15 protein-coding genes are annotated in these 16,308 nt (G+C 69.5%); 8 read left to right on the forward strand and 7 right to left on the reverse strand.

Features of this window, described 5'->3' with window-relative positions; genetic code table 11:
- Window positions 1-93: 93 nt before the first annotated feature.
- Complete coding sequence (locus IEY95_RS32490; protein WP_189189756.1) at window positions 94-519, reverse strand: VOC family protein; 426 nt, start codon at window positions 517-519, stop codon at window positions 94-96.
- Between the two features lie 91 nt (window positions 520-610).
- On the opposite strand from IEY95_RS32490, the gene IEY95_RS32495 reads away from it, so the two are divergent.
- Both IEY95_RS32495 and IEY95_RS32500 read left to right on the forward strand, forming a co-directional pair.
- Window positions 611-826, forward strand: coding sequence for a hypothetical protein (locus IEY95_RS32495; protein WP_189189757.1), 216 nt, complete (start codon window positions 611-613; stop codon window positions 824-826).
- A gap of 186 nt (window positions 827-1,012) precedes the next feature.
- Window positions 1,013-1,474 carry a pyridoxamine 5'-phosphate oxidase family protein gene (locus tag IEY95_RS32500; protein ID WP_189189758.1) on the forward strand — a complete coding sequence of 154 codons (462 nt, stop codon included), beginning with the start codon at window positions 1,013-1,015 and terminating at the stop codon, window positions 1,472-1,474.
- Window positions 1,475-1,664: 190 nt separating this feature from the next.
- Here the strand turns inward: IEY95_RS32500 and IEY95_RS32505 are convergent, their stop codons facing one another.
- A complete protein-coding gene (locus IEY95_RS32505; RefSeq protein ID WP_189189759.1) occupies window positions 1,665-2,531 on the reverse strand; it encodes a GNAT family N-acetyltransferase in 867 nt (288 codons plus the stop codon).
- Window positions 2,532-2,990: 459 nt separating this feature from the next.
- Between IEY95_RS32505 and IEY95_RS32510 the strand changes: the two genes are divergently transcribed.
- On the forward strand, window positions 2,991-3,215 hold the full coding sequence (locus IEY95_RS32510) for a hypothetical protein (RefSeq protein WP_189189760.1): 225 nt from the start codon (window positions 2,991-2,993) through the stop codon (window positions 3,213-3,215).
- A 41-nt stretch (window positions 3,216-3,256) separates the two neighbouring features.
- On the opposite strand, the gene IEY95_RS32515 is transcribed toward IEY95_RS32510, so the two are convergent.
- On the reverse strand, window positions 3,257-5,713 hold the full coding sequence (locus IEY95_RS32515) for a polysaccharide lyase 8 family protein (protein WP_189189761.1): 2,457 nt from the start codon (window positions 5,711-5,713) through the stop codon (window positions 3,257-3,259).
- A gap of 165 nt (window positions 5,714-5,878) precedes the next feature.
- Between IEY95_RS32515 and IEY95_RS32520 the strand changes: the two genes are divergently transcribed.
- Window positions 5,879-6,616 carry a peptidoglycan-binding domain-containing protein gene (locus IEY95_RS32520; protein WP_189189762.1) on the forward strand — a complete coding sequence of 246 codons (738 nt, stop codon included), beginning with the start codon at window positions 5,879-5,881 and terminating at the stop codon, window positions 6,614-6,616.
- Window positions 6,617-6,675: 59 nt separating this feature from the next.
- Here the strand turns inward: IEY95_RS32520 and IEY95_RS32525 are convergent, their stop codons facing one another.
- From IEY95_RS32525 to IEY95_RS32540, 4 genes are all read right to left on the reverse strand, one after another.
- Window positions 6,676-7,539: an alpha/beta fold hydrolase gene (locus tag IEY95_RS32525; protein ID WP_189189763.1), complete on the reverse strand. Its 864-nt coding sequence runs from the start codon at window positions 7,537-7,539 to the stop codon at window positions 6,676-6,678.
- A 153-nt stretch (window positions 7,540-7,692) separates the two neighbouring features.
- Window positions 7,693-8,193, reverse strand: a complete 501-nt coding sequence (locus tag IEY95_RS32530) for a methylated-DNA--[protein]-cysteine S-methyltransferase (protein WP_189189764.1) — start codon at window positions 8,191-8,193, stop codon at window positions 7,693-7,695.
- A gap of 170 nt (window positions 8,194-8,363) precedes the next feature.
- Entirely contained in the window at window positions 8,364-10,307 is a 1,944-nt protein-coding gene (locus tag IEY95_RS32535) for a phosphatase PAP2 family protein (protein ID WP_189189765.1), read from the reverse strand.
- 181 nt (window positions 10,308-10,488) lie between these two features.
- On the reverse strand, window positions 10,489-11,388 hold the full coding sequence (locus tag IEY95_RS32540) for an N-acetylglucosamine kinase (RefSeq protein WP_189189766.1): 900 nt from the start codon (window positions 11,386-11,388) through the stop codon (window positions 10,489-10,491).
- Window positions 11,389-11,616: 228 nt separating this feature from the next.
- Between IEY95_RS32540 and IEY95_RS32545 the strand changes: the two genes are divergently transcribed.
- The 4 genes from IEY95_RS32545 to IEY95_RS32560 all read left to right on the forward strand — a co-directional run bounded on the left by IEY95_RS32545 (window position 11,617) and on the right by IEY95_RS32560 (window position 16,304).
- Window positions 11,617-12,741, forward strand: a complete 1,125-nt coding sequence (locus IEY95_RS32545) for an ROK family protein (protein ID WP_189189945.1) — start codon at window positions 11,617-11,619, stop codon at window positions 12,739-12,741.
- 269 nt (window positions 12,742-13,010) lie between these two features.
- Window positions 13,011-14,342: an ABC transporter substrate-binding protein gene (locus IEY95_RS32550; RefSeq protein WP_189189767.1), complete on the forward strand. Its 1,332-nt coding sequence runs from the start codon at window positions 13,011-13,013 to the stop codon at window positions 14,340-14,342.
- A 79-nt stretch (window positions 14,343-14,421) separates the two neighbouring features.
- The gene (locus tag IEY95_RS32555; protein ID WP_189189768.1) at window positions 14,422-15,399 is read left to right on the forward strand and encodes a carbohydrate ABC transporter permease; all 978 of its coding nucleotides are present in this window, start codon (window positions 14,422-14,424) and stop codon (window positions 15,397-15,399) included.
- Between the two features lie 26 nt (window positions 15,400-15,425).
- Window positions 15,426-16,304, forward strand: coding sequence for a carbohydrate ABC transporter permease (locus IEY95_RS32560; protein WP_189189769.1), 879 nt, complete (start codon window positions 15,426-15,428; stop codon window positions 16,302-16,304).
- Window positions 16,305-16,308: the final 4 nt, after the last annotated feature.

The following is a 16,308-nucleotide window of genomic DNA, read 5'->3' on the forward strand; positions in this document are numbered from 1 at the left end:
GTCCACGGCGATGACCAGGCGCTGAACCGGTGCCGGCCCGACCTACCCGACGCACCACGCCCATCACAGTCGGATCCCATTGCCTTGCGCCGCTCAGAAGACCGGCTCGCCGATGCCCAGCAGGTTCCCCTCGCTGTCACGGAACCAGGCGCCGCGTTCACCCCGTGCGCCTTTGCTCGGGTAGTTTCCGTCGATCTCGGCGATCCCGTCCTTCGTTCGGAACCCAGGCGTATCCACCTCTTCGAACACCACGCCGCGCCGCTTGAGTTCCGCCACCACCGCTTCGATGTCGTCGACGCTCCACGCCATCTGCGTGAAGGTGCCGGGGGAGGCGCCTGTCGATTGGAACACCACGAACTCCACTCCCGCGCATCGATACAGCAGCCCACCGGGCCGTTCGTCGACGGGGTCGAGACCGAGCTGCTCGGAGTAGAAGCGCCGCGCCCGGTCCAGATCCTGGGCGGGAAGCCTGGTCGCCACGCCGGCCCCGGCCAGAGGATTCCTGTCGTCTGTGTTCATATCTCCACTGTGCCGTGAGCAGCCGTGGAGCGCGTCCCGGCGAGGACGGCGGCGGTCGTGCCGGTGGGCAGCGCGCCTGGGCGCCCGCTTCGTGCCCGTCCTGCGCGAGCTGACCGCCGATCTCGGCGTCGTACGCCACGTGCCCGCCGACCGCGCCCGCACCGCACAGCCGTGGTCCCCCCGCTCGACCGCGGTCACCGTCATCGCCACTGCCACTGCCACTGCCCAAAGGCTCCTCGACCTTCACCTGGCCGGGGCCCGGACCCACTACGGGCCGGCCGCCACCGCGCGAAACACCCAGTGCTGAAGACCGAACGTCCGTCCTCGCATGAAGCGCACGGCCGCAACGAGGTGTGACTGAGCGGGCTGGTTGGCCACTCCGAGCACCCGAGTTGGCCGCCGTCCCGAGTCAAGGCTGAGGTGTCCATCGGCCGCTGGGAGTAGGTCTTGAGCCTCATGTGTGCTTCGAGCCTGCTGGCTAGGGTCAACACCCATGCAGAACTCGGCAGTCACTCGTCGTCAGATGACGGAGCGCAGGCGTGACACTCTGGACCGACTCGTCACGGAGCGGGATGTATGGGTCTCCACGGCCCATCCTGATCACGGCCCGCACCAGGTGCCGCTTTGGTTCGCGTGGGACGGGCGAGCGGTGTGGATGTGCACGAGCGCGACCTCCGTGACGGCGCGGAACGTGCGCAAGGAACCGCGTGTGCGCCTGGCGCTGCCGGACTCCTTCGACGTCGTGCTGCTGCAGGGTGAGGCCGCGAGTTTCCCGGACCAGGATGTGCCCAGGGACGCAGCGGACGCGTTCGCCGACAAGTTCGGGTGGGACCCTCGTACGGAGGACGGTCCCTTTCTGTATGTGCGGGTGGTGCCGAAGATCGTGCGCGCTTGGCGCGGCGAGGCGGAACTGCGCGGCAGAGTCATCATGCGCGACGGCACGTGGCTGGAGTAGCGGCCGGCTCCCGCGGGCTCCCCTCTCCCTGCCTCAAGCCATGCCGACCGGTCCTGAGCACAAAAGTGGCCGGCTGAAGGGATCTGACCGCGCTTCGGTGCAGCGGAGGTTGATCTATCGAGCCGGGCATCTGGTTTTCGGTCCGGATGGCACCAGGTTCGAAGAGCGCACACATCGACAACACCGACGGCTAGGCGTCCCGGTATCGGTCCCGGATCTCGGGGAGTTGCTGGAAGCCGGCTGACTTGTAGGTGGCGACGGCGCCGACATTGAGGCTCGGGGTGCAGACGATCGCGCTCGACGAGCCCAGCTCCTGGAGTGCGGCCGCCGCGGCGACGGTGATCGCCCGGCCGTAGCCGTGACCGCGATGTTCCCGGTGCACGCCCATCGGCTCGAGCAACCCTGGCTTACCAGGACCGGCCGACCACACCGTCACCGCCGCGACCGCGTTGCCCTGGTCGTCGTACGCGACCAGACACCGGGCGTCGGCGTACGGCGATCCGGCCGCCATCGCATGCCAGCGCTCGTCGGTGAACGTCGACCTGTCGAACGATGCCCGCTGTACGGCGGTCCGCGCGTGCACCTGCTCCGGCCCGACCACCTCGATCCGCACGCCTGGGTCCCCTACCGGCTCTGTGAGGTCGCGGCGCAGCGGCGTCCACGGCTCGCCGGCGTTCCAGCCGTCCTCGAACAGCAGATCTTGGACCAGCGCGCCCATGGGCGCGTCGACGTACACCTTCCCCTCTGCCAGTACGCCGCGCTCCGGCCCTGTCACGTCCTCAACCAGCTGCTGCGCCAGCTCCTCGTCCTGCTGAGCGTCTGGCGCGATCGTCAGCCGTAACAGTTCAGGCTCGTCCAGCAGCCCGACAGCGAGAATCTGTCCGTCCCGGCTCCACGTGCGGACCGCCGCGGCCGTCGCCTCCGCACCGAACCGCCAGAACCAGCCCAGGTCCCCGGGATGCAGTTGCATCGGCGACCCGTCGTACTGCCACTCCCGCAGCACGCCCACCGCCTCGATCAGCCCGTCGACTCCCGGCTCACCCAACACAATCGGCATACCCCGATCACACATCACCGCGCTGACAGTCCGCACCCGGTTTCCTGCCGGCGAGTCGGGCCGAAGGCTGATGATCGCGGCGGCACATCGAGGAGCTCGTCAAGCAGCTCGACGAAGTCACCGTGAGGACGCGGTACTCGTCGGTGTGGTTGCGCTCGGTCTCCCGCGCCAGGCGGGAAAAGCCTGGCCGGTACAGGAACCGGCTCAGCACAGGGTCGACGCGGTGGTCCGGCGAACGAGGGGATGCTCCTGCTCCATGCGGCGAGGGCAGCAGGAGCGGCCAACTGTCACTGCGAGTCACAGTGAGGTCGACCGTTGGCGCCAGAAATCGAACACATGATTGAATTACTGTCATGGCGGGCTACCACTTCCCCGACCGCCTGATGGCCCGGAAAGGCCAGGTGGTCCCGTGTGCGCGCACCGCGTGCAAGCCCGAACCGCACGAGTGAGGCTGGAAGCATGCCCGAACTGCATCCTGTGGTCGTGTCTCCGCCGTCAGCGGCGGGTGGCCGCCGGGTTCGCGTCAACGGCGAGAGTCTTGGGCTGGCCCACAGCCTGGAGGACGTGTCCGAATTCCTGAGGCGTGCGGGCCTGGACATCGACCCGGTGACCGTGGCGGTGTCCCCACTGATCGACTGGTGCGGCGTCGGGCCGGAGCAGTGGGGCACAGAGACGCGAGAGTGAACCTCCTCCAGGGCCGCGGGTCCGGCCCGTCGGCCCTTGGTTCAGCCGAGCTTGACGGTGATCTTCTGGGTGACACCCGCGGTGGTGCTGAGGTTGCCGAAGGTGAGTTGCAGGGAGGAACCGGTGGTCGCCGAGGTGACGGTGGACGGCTTCGAGATCACCGAGGAGACCGCCTTGTTCCAGGTGAGCGTCAGGCTCGTCTGCATGCGCATCGGATCGCTGACGCAGACGACGGCGGTGTCGTCGCTCTTCTCGGTGATCATCACGCAGCACGGACTGCTCGCCGTGAGATCGCCGACCGTGCCGCCGAACCAGAAGTTGACCCCGGTGAAACCCAGCGAAGGCACGCTGACGCCCTGCTGGCTGTCCGTGTTGGCGAGGATCGTCAGCCAGCTCGTCGCGGCGGCGCGGGTCTGCGTCTGGGCGACGGTCGCGCCCGGCATGAGCAGATAGGCGTACGTGGCGTTCGTCGGGTCGGTGCCGTGATCGACGTACATCGTCAGGTATTTGCGGTTCAGGACGGTGGTGGCGCCCCCCTTGTTGATGTCGCTCCACTTGCCGTCACGCGCCGCGCGCAGCGCCGTCACCGTCGCGCCGCCGGGGAAGACGTAGCCGCCGTGGCCGCCGATGTGCGCCCACTCCGTGCCGGTGAGCGTCTCGGACCAGGGGTACGTGGTGGGCTTCGCCGTGCCGTCCACGGTGAAGGTGGTGGTACCGGTGGGCCCGAGGTTGCGGTTCTCGACCGTCGACTCCACGGTCGTACCGTCCGTGCACGTGATCCCCGCGCCCAGACACACGATCGAGTCGTCCAGACAGAACCACGACTTCTTCGCCAGCAGCGTGCTCTGCAGGCCCTTGAGGTACTGGCCGATCGCGGCCCGCTGTCCGTCGGTGGCACCTCCGACCCAGTTGACGTCCGGCAGGGAGGCGCCCCAGTCACCGCCCGCCGCGTCCGCGAGCACCTTGCGGGAGGCGGTGATCCCGGGCAGCCGGTACGGGTCGACGGTGGGCCAGAAGGCGTCGCTGTACTGGCCGTTGCAGAACGTGTCGCCCCACCAGTAGAGCATCCCGGAACCGGTGTGCCAGCCGTGCAGGTTCTCGCCGTTGCCCGTCTCGTAGTACGTGATGCGCCGGTCGGACATGCTGATCGACGCGGCCCAGCCGGGGCGGCGATGGGTGGCCCGGGACATCTGGGTGAACAGCCGGTGCCCGGTCGGCTCGGCGATCGCGGAGGCCGTGGTGTCGTCCTGAACTCCCTTGAGCCGGGCCAGACTTGTGAGCCCGAGTGAGGGGTTGCTCATCGGTGGGCTGTAGTAGTCGCGCTGCATCCAGCCTTTCACCAGGCCGCGCCAGCGGGCGTTCTCAGCGCTGCTCGCGCCCTGCCCGAGCAGCACGATCGAGGCGAGGATCGGATGACCGCGAAGATGGTCGTCCTGCTGGATCTGTTTGGCGTCGGACGCGGACAGGCCCCGGCTGATGGCCCGCCCGGACACGCCGTCCATGACGAGACCGTTGTAGAGGAACGGCGCCCAGGCGTTCTCCACCGCGTCGAAGACGATCTGCCGGTTGGAATCGGTGACCGCCCATGTGGACCCGGCGAGCAGCGCGAAGAGCATCCCGAGCCCGCCCAGCATCACCGAGCCGTACGAACCCGTGTAGGGGACGGTGGTGTGCTGGATGAACGAGCCGTCGGTGTACAGCCCGTCTCCGCTGCTGACGTACGGGAAGACGGGGGTGAGCGCGTCGCGGGCGAGGACGATCTTCGCGGCGCTCGCACCGACGGCCCCGCGCAGCGCCAACACCCGGCAGAGGTCGACCCTGTTGGCGCCCGTGCTCGTCCCGCTGTAGCTGGAGACCGCAGAGTCCGGCACGAAGTGGTCGACCGCCGCGAGATAGTCGGCGATCTGCATGGCCGACAGTTGGTCGTACATGAGGACGCAGACGTCCAGCAGGGCCTGCGGTGCGCCGATCTGCCAGCTGTACCAGTTGCCGTAGCGGGCCAGGTTCTCGTTGTAGACCTCGGAGTAGAGGTGATCGAGGCCGGTCAGGATGGTGTCCCGGAGACCGGTGTCGCCGGTCAACCCGGTGCCTTGCTGGGAGTAGGCCTGGGCGAGCGTGCCGAGCCTTGTGTAGCTGGTGTTCAGATTGCCCGAATAGCCGTACGACTCCTGGTCGGTGTCGGGTTCCGGGTCGGCGTACACCAGGTCCGGCCACAGTGAGCCGGACGTCGGCGCCATCGTGGACCGCAACTGGTCTGCGGTTGTGCCCAGTTCGGTGAGCCGGGACGTGAAGGGCTCGGCGGTGGGACTGAATCCCTCGCCCAGGATCAGCGTGCGCCACTTCGCGCGCAGGGTCGCGAACTCGTCCGCGGCCTCGGAGGTCTCGGTGATGTCGGTGGAGGTGAGGGGAGTGGCGTCGGCGGTGGTGTGCACCCCGAGCGCCAGCGCGGTGCCGCTGCTTGCGGCCAGGAAGCCACGGCGTGACCAACGAGTCGTCATGACGGCGGTTTCTAGCACGCCGACGTTCAAACGCTCAATAACTCTTACCGAATTGATCATATCGATCGTTTGTGGAGGTGTGGCGCTCCGCTGAACCGCCGGGCTCACACCCCCGTATCAGTCCACGGGGATGGCGGGAGACCGCGCGCACGGAAGGAGACCAGTGTGTCGATACCGCCCGAGCCCGGGCAGCCGGAGAGGCGCCCGGCGCTCGAACCCACCCATGTCCAGCGCCGTCGCCGCTCGGAGGCGCTTGCGGAGCTGTTGAGGCAGGTGCGCGAGGAGGACGGGGGAGCCGACTCGGACGAGGGGTACGAGTCGGTGGCCCTCCCGTCGACGGCGACAAGGCTGCTGCCGCCACCGGAGGCATACGGGGCCGAGGAATACGAGACTCAGGAGCTGCCGCCGGTCCTGGCGGGGGAGGACCATGCAGGGGGCGCGAGAGGTCGGTCCCCCGCACCCGGCGGGCGGTACGGGGGCGGGCGCGGATCCGGGCGCGGTGCCGGCCTGCGGCGTTCCGCGATCGCCGTCGCCGTGACCGCGGCGGCACTGGTCGGCTTCGCCCTCGCGCTCCTGCTGCCGAGCGGTGACCAGGACGACGCACCCCGGACCGGGGCGCAGCCCTCGACCATGCCCGCCGCGCAGAACCCGTCCCGGTCCGCCGACCCGGACGGCGCGGGCACCCTCCGGGAGGGAGACACCGGCCCCGAAGTGACGGAACTCCAGGAACGGCTCCTCCATGTCCCGGACGTGTACAACAACGGCACCACCAGCGGCACCTACGACACCACGCTCACCGCCGCAGTGGCCCGCTTCCAGCTCTGGTACGGCATCCGGGGAGACGAGACCGGCGTCTACGGCAACGACACCCGCGCCGCCCTCGAATCCCGTACGACGCGGTGAATCGGATCGCTATGACGCGACATGAAAGAGACAGTGGCCGGATGTCGCGGGCGTGACGGTCAGTCCCTGAGCGGTGCGCGGGTGAACTCCCGGATCAGCCGGGCGAGCTCATTCGGCTGGTCCAGGGGGATGAGGGTGTAGCTGTCCGCGACCTCGGCCAACCGGCCGTGGGGAAGGAGTGCGGCAAGGCGTCGGCCGTGCTCGGGAGGCATCACGCGGTCTTCGCCGGCCCAGACGACGAGAGCGGGCCGTTCGAAGCCGGGCAGCCGTTCGGCCGTGACCAGCAGGAGACCGGGGTCGGATCCCACGGCTCGCAGCACGCGTACGGCGTCGCGGCGGATCTCGGGCTGCCGCAGCACGGGAACGATCCAGCGCGCGGTCGCCGCGTCCCCTCGTCGGGTCAGCCACCCGAAGGCGATCGGGAGCCGTCGGAGCATCCTCAGCCGCATCTGCTGCATGAACAGCCCGAACAGCCGGGGCGGGAGCTTGCCGGAGACAACGAGCGCCCTTCCCGTCAGCCCGGGCGGGAAGTTGTCGAACGCGTCGCACGACACGAGGACGGCCCCTCCCACCCGGTCCCCGCCGTCGCACATCAGCAGCTGCACGAGCGCCCCACCGGTGTCGTTGCCGACGAGGACGACATCCCGCAGATCGAGACGGTCGAGGAACTCGGCGACCAGCCGGGCCACCCCGGGCAGCGAAAGATCGGCGTCGGCATGCATCGCCAGGCGGTGCGCACCCAGAGGGAGCGTCGGCACCACGCATCGGTGGTCGGCGGACAGATCGGCGACCGGTCCGTCCCACAGCGAGGCATCCATCATCAGACCGTGCAGCAGCACCAGCACGGGACCGTCGCCGCCGGTGTCCTCGTACTCGATCGTCCCGGCGGACAGCTCGATCGCGGCCTGGACTTTCGCCTTCATACGGGCCTCCTGCGCGTGTGGGCATCCCCGACCAAGAGGGCCGCAGGGGGCCGGAGTGTGACGCCGTGGGCCGACGTCACTCAAAAAGTCATCGAGAGCATGACCTGGGTGAGGCCCATCGGAAGATCACCCTTGTGTTCACAAGCCGTACCCTCAAGAACCCGTGTTCTCCAGATCCAGAAGCTGCCGCTTGCGCTCCAGGCCGGCGGCATATCCGGTGAGCGCTCCGCTCGCGCCGATCACCCGGTGGCAGGGGCGGACGACCAGCAACGGGTTCGCGCCGATCGCCGTACCCACGGCACGCACCGCGGCCCGCGACGCGCCGATCCGCGCGGCGATCTCGCCGTAGCTGGCCGTCGTCCCGTACGGGATCGTCTCCAGGGCCTTCCACACCCGCTGCTGGAAGTCGCTGCCGCGCGTGACGTACTCGATGTCGAAGTGGGTCAGCGTGCCGTCGAAGTAGGAGCGCAGCTGGGCGGCGATCTCGGCGAACGCGTCCGCGTCCTCGACCCAGTCGTCCTGGACGACGGCCCCGTGCTTCTGGCCGGGCAGGGACAGCGAGGCCAGCGCCGTGCCGCCCCTCGCGGTGGCCGACTCCTCGCCCACGAGCAGCAGCTCGCCCAGGGGGCTGTCGATGGTCGTGCAGACCGTCATCGGAAGGGTCCTCTCCAGAGTGCTTCAAGCGGTGCCGTGATCGCGCCACCAGCAATTTTGCCGCTTGTCCGGCACTCCGTCCGGCGGGAATCGGACACCTACCTGTCGCAGGAGATGCGAAGGGGCCGACGGCGGTGGCCGTCGGCCCCTCGCACGCTCGGGTACGAGGATCAGTGGCTGGTCAGACGTACGGACAACCCCTCGGCGGTGTACACCGGCACCGCCCGGTACCCGTCCGCCGACACGTCGATCCGTCCGAACCGGCCGCGCAGCGCCGACGTCCGGATCACCGGGATCGTGGTGCCCGCAGCCGGCGGACGTTCGCTGTCCAGACGCAGCGAGAGCATGGTTTCCCGGCCCAACAGCACCCGCCGGTCCACCGTCAGCGCGGGGGTGCGGCCCTCGCGCAGCGTCACCTCCAAGGTCGCGCCGGACGCCTGCGCGCAGGCGCCGCGCACACGGGCGGTCGTCGCCGGAGCCACCCGCAGCGTGCCGCCGTCCACCCGGACGTCACCGTGTCCGAGAGCGCCCGAGGAACCGGCGGTCAGCACGCCTTCCTCCACAAGCGTGCCGCCCGTGTGGCAGTTGGCTCCCGTCAGGGCCAGCGAGCCGCTGCCGCGCTTGACCAGGCCGCCGCGGCCGGAGATGTCGTTGCGCCACGTGTCGGCCGCGCCGAAGCCTCCGTCGGCCGCGTTCAGGGTGACGGTCACGTCGGAGTCGAACGCGCCGTACCCGTCGGCGGCGGCGAAGAGGTCGAGGCGCCCCCACTGCTCGAAGCCGTCGAGCAGCACGTACCCGGAGGGGAGCGCGGTGGTGCGGAGCACCTCGCGGCGCTGCGCCGCGTCGAGGTAGGGGAGGCGTGTCTCCAGCAGGACCTCTGCCCCCTTGGGCACGCTCATGTCCTCGGAGCGGCCGTGCCGGGTCAGCACATACGTCAGACGCGGCTTGATCGCGCAGGCGTTGGCGGCCCGGTCGGCGTACGGGTCGGTGTCGACGCCGGCCGCGTGCGCGTAGGCGTACAGCGTGTCCGCGGTCGTACCGGTCTGCTGCTGGAAGTACACGGCGGCCTGGGCGCGCGCCGCGGCCTTGAGGTTCGCGTACTGCGGGTCGGCCAGCGTGGCGGCGGCCAGGGCGGTGGCCATGATCCGGCCGCCCATGACGTCGACGGGGGAGTGCATGCCCGCCATGATGCGGGTGTGGCTGAGCTCGAAGGCACGGGCCACCAGCTCCTGGAAGCGCTCCGGCACGGCGTACGCGTACGCCAGGGCCGCCAGGTGGAAGGCGTTGGTGTGTCCGCTGGGGAACCCGCCGTCGTCGGTCGGCGTCGTGCCGCGCTGCCACAGCAGTTGAGGGGCGACGATCACGTCGGAGTCGTAGACCGGGAAGCCGAGCGCGTCGACCTTGCCCGTGTCGACGATCTCGCTGTCCTCGTTCATGCGCCAGGGACGCGGGTACTGGTAGGCGTACTTGGCCGGGTTGCCCGAGGCGAACTGGCCGCGCACCGTGTCGACCAGCTCGGCCACCTTGCCGAGCGCGGAGGTGCGCGAGCCCGCGCCGAGCGCGGAACCGGCCGGAGCGTCGGCGGGCACCGCGTCGTTGATCTTCCCAGAAGGGGTGCCCTCCGGCGCGCTGGTGATCGACGTGACCGCCTGGGCACCCGACTTGTACAGGTCGGCCAGTGGGCCCAGGCCCGCGATCACCGCGTAACTCTGGTGCTGGCGGTCGTAGATGAACGCTTCCTTCGCCTGCGTGTCGGTGCGGGCGGCGGTGATCCGGGCGCAGTAGCGCATGTTGGCGCGCAGCACCTCGGGCAGCAGCGGTGTACCGGTGTACCAGGCGCCGCCGGTCTTCCACACCTTGGCCATGCCGCCGAGGATCCGGACCACCGCATTGGTCTCGGGCGTCAGGTTGGTCAGGACGTTGGTCGTGTAGTCGTCGACGAACGGGGCGGGACCCGTGGCGGCCTTCGCGTCCGCGGCGGCGAGCCAGGTGACGACGGTCGGGGCGGCCAGCAGACCGGCCGAGGCGCCGAGCGAGGTTCTGAGGAACCCTCGCCTGCTGACGGTGAGTTGACCGGCCGACGAGGTGGCGCGGTGCCCGGCTGGTGACGGCATGGGTGTGCCTCTCTTGAGTTCTCCGGCCGTGCGGCCAGTGGGAAGTCGTTCGATGGACCGGACGTCATGGGGCACGTGAGACGTGTCAGTCGCAGGTGTCCCGTGGTGAGGCTGTGTCGTACCAGCGAAGATCTACGGTCGTGTCATGTCGGGCCGGACAGGGCTCGACGTCCGCGACATGTCATACGAGTGAACGAGCCAGCGCCACCGCCCCCTCGACGGGTGGCACCCGCAAGGGCCTCGGCCGCGCGCCCGGAACCGCTTCGGCCAGCGAGGCCACGAAGGCGTCGTACAGGGCGGGTTGGGCGAGGACGGTGCTGCCCGCGACCACGACGTCGTCGCACACGACCCCGCGTTCGGCGAGGCGCACGACGAGCGCGGCGAGCGATCGACCGCCCTCGGCGATCACCCGACGGGCGAGCGCCGAGCCCGCCTCGGCGGCCGCGAACACGACTCGTGCGTGCCGCCCCCACTCGGCGGAGACATCGGTGGCGCTCTCCAATGCCGCGCCGAGTGCGGGCACTTCGCTCACCTCGAACGCGGTGATGAGCCCCCAAGCCAGCGCGTCCGGGTCCTCACCGAGATCGTGCGCGGCCCACGCGGCCCGCGCCGCCTCGCGGACGAGGCCGGCCGAGCCGCCCTCGTCGCCGAGCACCGCACCCCAGCCACCGACCTGGACGGGGCTGCCGTCGGCGAGCCGGCCCACCGCCACCGAACCGGTGCCGGCGACCAGGCCGACGCCCTTGTCCAGCCCCGCGGCGGGGATCAGGAGTTCGGCGTCACCCACGACGAGCGCGGGCACATCGAGCAGCTCCCGCAGCGCGACGCGGATCTCCTCGCACTGGCGGGGCGTCTCGCAGGCGTGGCCGCCCACCGCGACGGCGGCCGGGCGTGCGCCGGGTGGCAGCGCTTCACCGACCAGTGCGGTCAGCCAGGCGGCGGCGACGGCCGGATCGTGCGGCCGCCAACCGCTGCTCGGACGGACGTGATCCGCGACGGAACGCTGTCCCGCGCGGGCACGGAGATGGGTTTTGGTGCCGCCCGCGTCGATACCGACCACGAAGGGCGTGGAGTCCTGCACGGAACCTCTTTCGTCGCTGGACCGACATGCGAACGGAGGGCGAACCGTGTCTGGACAAACCGGAGTTGAAGCATTCGGGAAGCCCCGGGACGGGCCTCTGACGGGCCACGGCAGGCGAGTACCGTGGAGTTCGTTAGGAAATTAACTAACGAAGTAGGGTGCGTCAAGAGGTGTGGGCGCGGTCCGACGATGTGTGGGAGAGCTGTGGCATACGACCTGGGGGACGGCATGGGGCGGCTGAGTGAGAGCGCGGGCGCGGTCTTCGCCGTACTGGCTGCGGTGGGCACCGCCACCCGTCCCCGGCTGGCGGCTGGTGCGGGCCTTTCCAAGCCGACCGTCTCCGCCGCGATGGCCGAGCTCGAGGCGGCCGAGCTCGCCGCCCGCTCCGGTACCGTCTCGGGCGGCACCGGACGTTCCGCCGCCATCTACGCACTCGGGCCGGCCGCCGGGGCCGTACTCGCCGTCGACCTCGGCCCCACCCGCACCCAGGTGCGCGGCTGCGCCCTGGACGGCACTCTGCTCGCCGAGGCCACCAGCTCCCGGGCGCACGCCGCCGACGCCGTACGCACGGCACTCGCCGGATTGCCCGCCGACGGCCCGCTGCGCGCCATCGTCGTCGCCGTCGGCGACGTCACCGCACAGGACCAGGACGGCACGGGTATGCGCCCCGCGACCGCCAAGGCCGGGCCCGTCTTCGATGCCATGGCCGTCGCGCTGCCTGCGGGTGTTCCCGTCCACCTCGAGAACAACGTCAACTGCGCCGCGCTCGCGGAGCTGCACGAGGGTGCCGCCCGCGGCCGTCAGACCTTCGGCTATCTGCGTATCGGTGTGGGCATCGGCCTCGGCATCGTGATCGGCGGCCAGGTGCTGCGCGGGGCGAACGGCGCCGCGGGAGAGGTGGCCCGACTGCCCTACCCGTGGGACGAGGGTCGCGAGCCGCGCCGCGAGGCGCTGGAGGAACGCATCGGCTCGCGCTCCCTGCTGCGCCGGGCCGCCGAGGCCTGGCGGGACGCCGACGGCCCGTTCCCCGGCACCGCCGAGCGGCTCTTCGCCCTCTCCGCGGAGGGCCGGGCCACGGCCCGCGCCGTGGTCGGCGGTCATGCCGCCGACGTGGGCCGGCTCGCCGCCGCCGTGGCCGCCGTGCTGGACCCGGGGCTCATTGTGCTGGGCGGCGGCACCGGTGCGGACCCGCAGCTCCTGCCGGGTGTGCGGGCCGAACTGGCGCGGCTGAGCTGGCCCACCGAGGTGGTCAGCAGCACTGTCGGGGACGCCGGCACCGTCGTGGGCGCCGCCCGGCTCGCGGTCGCCCGGGGAATCCAAACCGTGACCGGTGGCTCGTGGGTGAAGGATTGACGGCCTCCGGCTCGGTCTGCCAATGTCCGGACAAGCGCTTTCTAAGTCGGCCGGGACGCCGACTCGGGGTGAGCGTCCCGTCTGTACGCGAGGTACGGCGGCCGCACGAGGGCGTGCTCGTGCGGTGGGCCCACGGTGGCCGGGAGCCCCACCCCTGAGCGCGGTGCGGCCGGGCGAGGCCGTGCCGCCGAAGGCGCACTCCGCGACAGAACAGACCCGTGCCGCATCGACCGGCCGGGGAATCCGTCACGCATATCAAGGAGGACCCGGTGGGTCACCAGATCTCGCGCAGGACCCTGTTCCGCACGGCGAGCGGCATGGCCGCCGCGGCCGCGATCGGCGGCTCGCTGAGCGCCTGCGCCGGGGGCACCGGCGCAGGCACCACCAGCGACAAGCTGACCATGACGTGGTGGGGCAGCGACGACCGGCACAACGCCTACAAGAAGGCGCTCGGCACCTTCCAGAAGAGCAACTCGAAGATCAAGATCGAGGAGCGCTACTCCGGCTACGACGGCTACTTCGACAAGTTCAACACCCAGGTCGCCGGCGGCAGCGCCCCCGATCTGCTCCAGATGGACACCGCGCTGGTCGCCCAGTACGCCCGCAAGGGAGTCATCGCCCCGCTCGACGAGTACGTCGGCAAGTCGCTGGACCTGACCGGCTTCTCCAAGACACTGCTCGCGGCCGGCACGGTCGACGGCAAGCTGTACGGCGTGCCCTCCGGCATCGGCGTCAACGTCCTGACCGCCAACATCTCCGGCATCAAGAAGCTCGGCCTGGACGAGCCGGACCGCGAGTGGACGTGGGCCGACCTCAAGGCGTTCGCCGTCAAGGTCAACAAGGCCAGCGGCGGCAAGATGTTCGGCGTCGACGACGGCGGTGGCGGCACCCTCCAGGCGTTCGAGGTCTTCGCCCGCGAGAAGGGCCAGCCCTTCTTCTCCACCGACGGCACCAAGCTCGGCTTCACCTCGGACACCCTCCAGGAGTGGTGGGAGTACTGGGCCGAGATGCGCAAGGACAAGGCGTCCCCGGGTGCCGCCATCACCTCGGCCGCCCACAACGACCTCACCAAGAACGGCGTCGTGATCGGCAAGACGCTGCTCACCTTCGACTCCGGCGTCTACGGCGCCGGCGGCGCGATCACGGACGCGACCCTGGACTTCCTGCCCACCCCGCAGGGCCAGTGGTCGGGCGCCCGGGAGGGCAACTTCGTCAATGGCGGCGTCCTCCTCAGCGCCACCAAGGCGAGCAAGCACATCGCCGACTCGGTGAAGATCATGAGCTTCTTCGCCCAGGACAAGACGGCGATCAAGGACATGCAACTGCTGCGCGGTATCCCGCCCACCGAGAAGGCCCGCTCCATCGTCTCCCCGGACCTGTCGGACACCGACAAGAAGTCCATGGACGTGGCCGACTACATCTCCAAGCGGGTCGGCAAGGCGACCGACGCGCTGCCCGCCCCCGCCGCCCCGCCCAAGGGCGCCGACCAGATCTGGGACCTGCTGTTCCAGTCGAACCTTGCCATCGCCTTCGGCAAGAAGACGATCAAAGCGCAGCTCGGCCAGTTCTTCGACCAGGCGCAGTCGATCCTGTCGCAGTAGAGGCCGCGGTGGCGGCCGCGGCGAAGGCCGCGGCCGGCGCAGTACACGGAAGGACGGGGAGAGGGCCAGGGAGATGAGCATGACCACCACCGAAACCGACGAGGTCGTCAAGGAGTCGACGGCTCCCCGGACCCCGTCCGACCAGCGCGAGCGTGAACGTCTGCGCCGCCGCGCCGCCCGACGGCGCGGCGGAGGCTGGTGGCCGTATCTCTTCCTGGCCCCCTGGTTCGTCGGCCTGTTCGGCCTGACGATCTATCCGATGCTCGACTCGCTCTATCTGTCGTTCACCGACTTCGACCTGCTGTCTCCCGCCAAGTGGGTCGGCGCGGACAACTATCGGCGGATGTTCACCGACGACCCCAACTTCTGGGACTCGGTGCACGCCACGCTCGTCTACGTGGTGGTCTCGGTACCGCTGAAGCTGGCCCTCGCGCTCGCCGTGGCGATGCTGCTGAACCGTCCGCTGCGCGGCATCGGCATCTACCGTGCCGCCTTCTACCTGCCGTCGCTGCTCGGCGGCGCGGTGGCCATCGCCATCATGTGGCGGCAGATCTTCGGCGGCGACGGCCTGTTCAACGACTTCCTCGGCTGGTTCGGCATCAAGGGTCAGGACTGGATCTCCAGCCCCGACACCTCGATCTACACCCTGGTCCTGCTGGCCGTCTGGCAGTTCGGCACCCCGATGGTCATCTTCCTCGCCGGACTGAAGCAACTGCCCAAGGACGTCTACGAGGCGGCGGCGATCGACGGCGCGGGAGCCATGACCCGGTTCTCCAGGATCACGCTTCCACTGCTCACTCCGATCGTCTTCTTCAACGTGGTCCTGCAGATCATCGACGCGTTCAAGAGCTTCACTCCCGCCTATGTGATCAGCAACGGCACCGGCGGACCGCTCAATTCGACCATGCTGTACTCGCTCTACCTGTACAAGAAGGGCTTCACCGACCTGCAGATGGGGTACGCCTCGGCGCTGGCCTGGGTGCTGTTCCTCGTCATCGCCGGCTTCACGGCGGTCAACTTCATCGCCGGCCGCTACTGGGTCCACTACGACGACTGAGCGTCGGTGAGGAGAGTACCTACCCCATGTCCGCCATCACCGCGGCCGCATCGCCCCTGAAGCGGCTGCGCGCCCTCAAGGGCCCCCGCCGCATCCTGGTCCACACGCTGCTCGTCGGAGTGGCGCTGGTCATGCTGTATCCGCTGCTGTGGATGCTGAGCAGTTCGCTCAAGCCCGACACCGAGATCTTCACCCACCCCGGGCTGATCCCGGACAAGCTGCACCCGCAGAACTACTCCGAAGGCTGGAAGGGTTCGGGCAACTCCTTCTCGCTCTACATCACCAACTCGCTGATCGTCACGATCGGCGCGGTGATCGGAAACGTGATCTCCTGCTCGCTCGCCGCCTACGCCTTCGCGCGCTTCGAGTTCCGCGGCAAGAAGATCTGGTTCGGCCTGATGCTCGGCACGCTGATGCTGCCCATGCAGGCCACGCTGATCCCGCAGTACACGCTGTTCTACAACCTCAACTGGATCAACACCTTCCTGCCGCTGATCGTGCCGAAGTTCCTCGCGGTGGACGCCTTCTTCATCTTCCTGATGGTTCAGTTCATCCGCTCCATCCCGCGCGAACTCGACCAGGCCGCCATGATGGACGGCGCCAACCCGCTGCAGATCTACCTGAAGATCATCCTGCCGCTCATGCGCCCGGCGCTGGTCACCACCACGATCTTCACCTTCATCTGGACCTACGACGACTTCTTCAGCCAACTCGTCTACCTCCAGCAGAACGCCCGCTTCACCGTGCCGCTCGGCCTCACCCTGTTCCTGGACAAGACCAGCGGCTCGTCGTACGGCGCGATGTTCGCCATGTCGACACTCGCTCTCCTGCCCACGCTCATCTGCTTCCTCATCTTCCAGAAGAGACTGGTAGAGGGCCTGGCGACCTCCGGCATGAAGGGCTGACATC

It is taken from the genome of Streptomyces albiflavescens, from assembly GCF_014645835.1.
Lineage (GTDB): Bacteria > Actinomycetota > Actinomycetes > Streptomycetales > Streptomycetaceae > Streptomyces > Streptomyces albiflavescens.

Excerpts from the sequence above, each read along its gene's own strand:
- IEY95_RS32490 (WP_189189756.1), bottom strand. The coding sequence starts at position 519 with ATGAACACAGACGACAGGAATCCTCTGGCCGGGGCCGGCGTGGCGACC.
- IEY95_RS32500 (WP_189189758.1), top strand. The coding sequence starts at position 1,013 with ATGCAGAACTCGGCAGTCACTCGTCGTCAGATGACGGAGCGCAGGCGT.
- IEY95_RS32505 (WP_189189759.1), bottom strand. The coding sequence starts at position 2,531 with ATGCCGATTGTGTTGGGTGAGCCGGGAGTCGACGGGCTGATCGAGGCG.
- IEY95_RS32510 (WP_189189760.1), top strand. The coding sequence starts at position 2,991 with ATGCCCGAACTGCATCCTGTGGTCGTGTCTCCGCCGTCAGCGGCGGGT.
- IEY95_RS32515 (WP_189189761.1), bottom strand. The coding sequence starts at position 5,713 with ATGACGACTCGTTGGTCACGCCGTGGCTTCCTGGCCGCAAGCAGCGGC.
- IEY95_RS32525 (WP_189189763.1), bottom strand. The coding sequence starts at position 7,539 with ATGAAGGCGAAAGTCCAGGCCGCGATCGAGCTGTCCGCCGGGACGATC.
- IEY95_RS32530 (WP_189189764.1), bottom strand. The coding sequence starts at position 8,193 with ATGACGGTCTGCACGACCATCGACAGCCCCCTGGGCGAGCTGCTGCTC.
- IEY95_RS32535 (WP_189189765.1), bottom strand. The coding sequence starts at position 10,307 with ATGCCGTCACCAGCCGGGCACCGCGCCACCTCGTCGGCCGGTCAACTC.
- IEY95_RS32545 (WP_189189945.1), top strand. The coding sequence starts at position 11,617 with ATGGGGCGGCTGAGTGAGAGCGCGGGCGCGGTCTTCGCCGTACTGGCT.
- IEY95_RS32555 (WP_189189768.1), top strand. The coding sequence starts at position 14,422 with ATGACCACCACCGAAACCGACGAGGTCGTCAAGGAGTCGACGGCTCCC.
- IEY95_RS32560 (WP_189189769.1), top strand. The coding sequence starts at position 15,426 with ATGTCCGCCATCACCGCGGCCGCATCGCCCCTGAAGCGGCTGCGCGCC.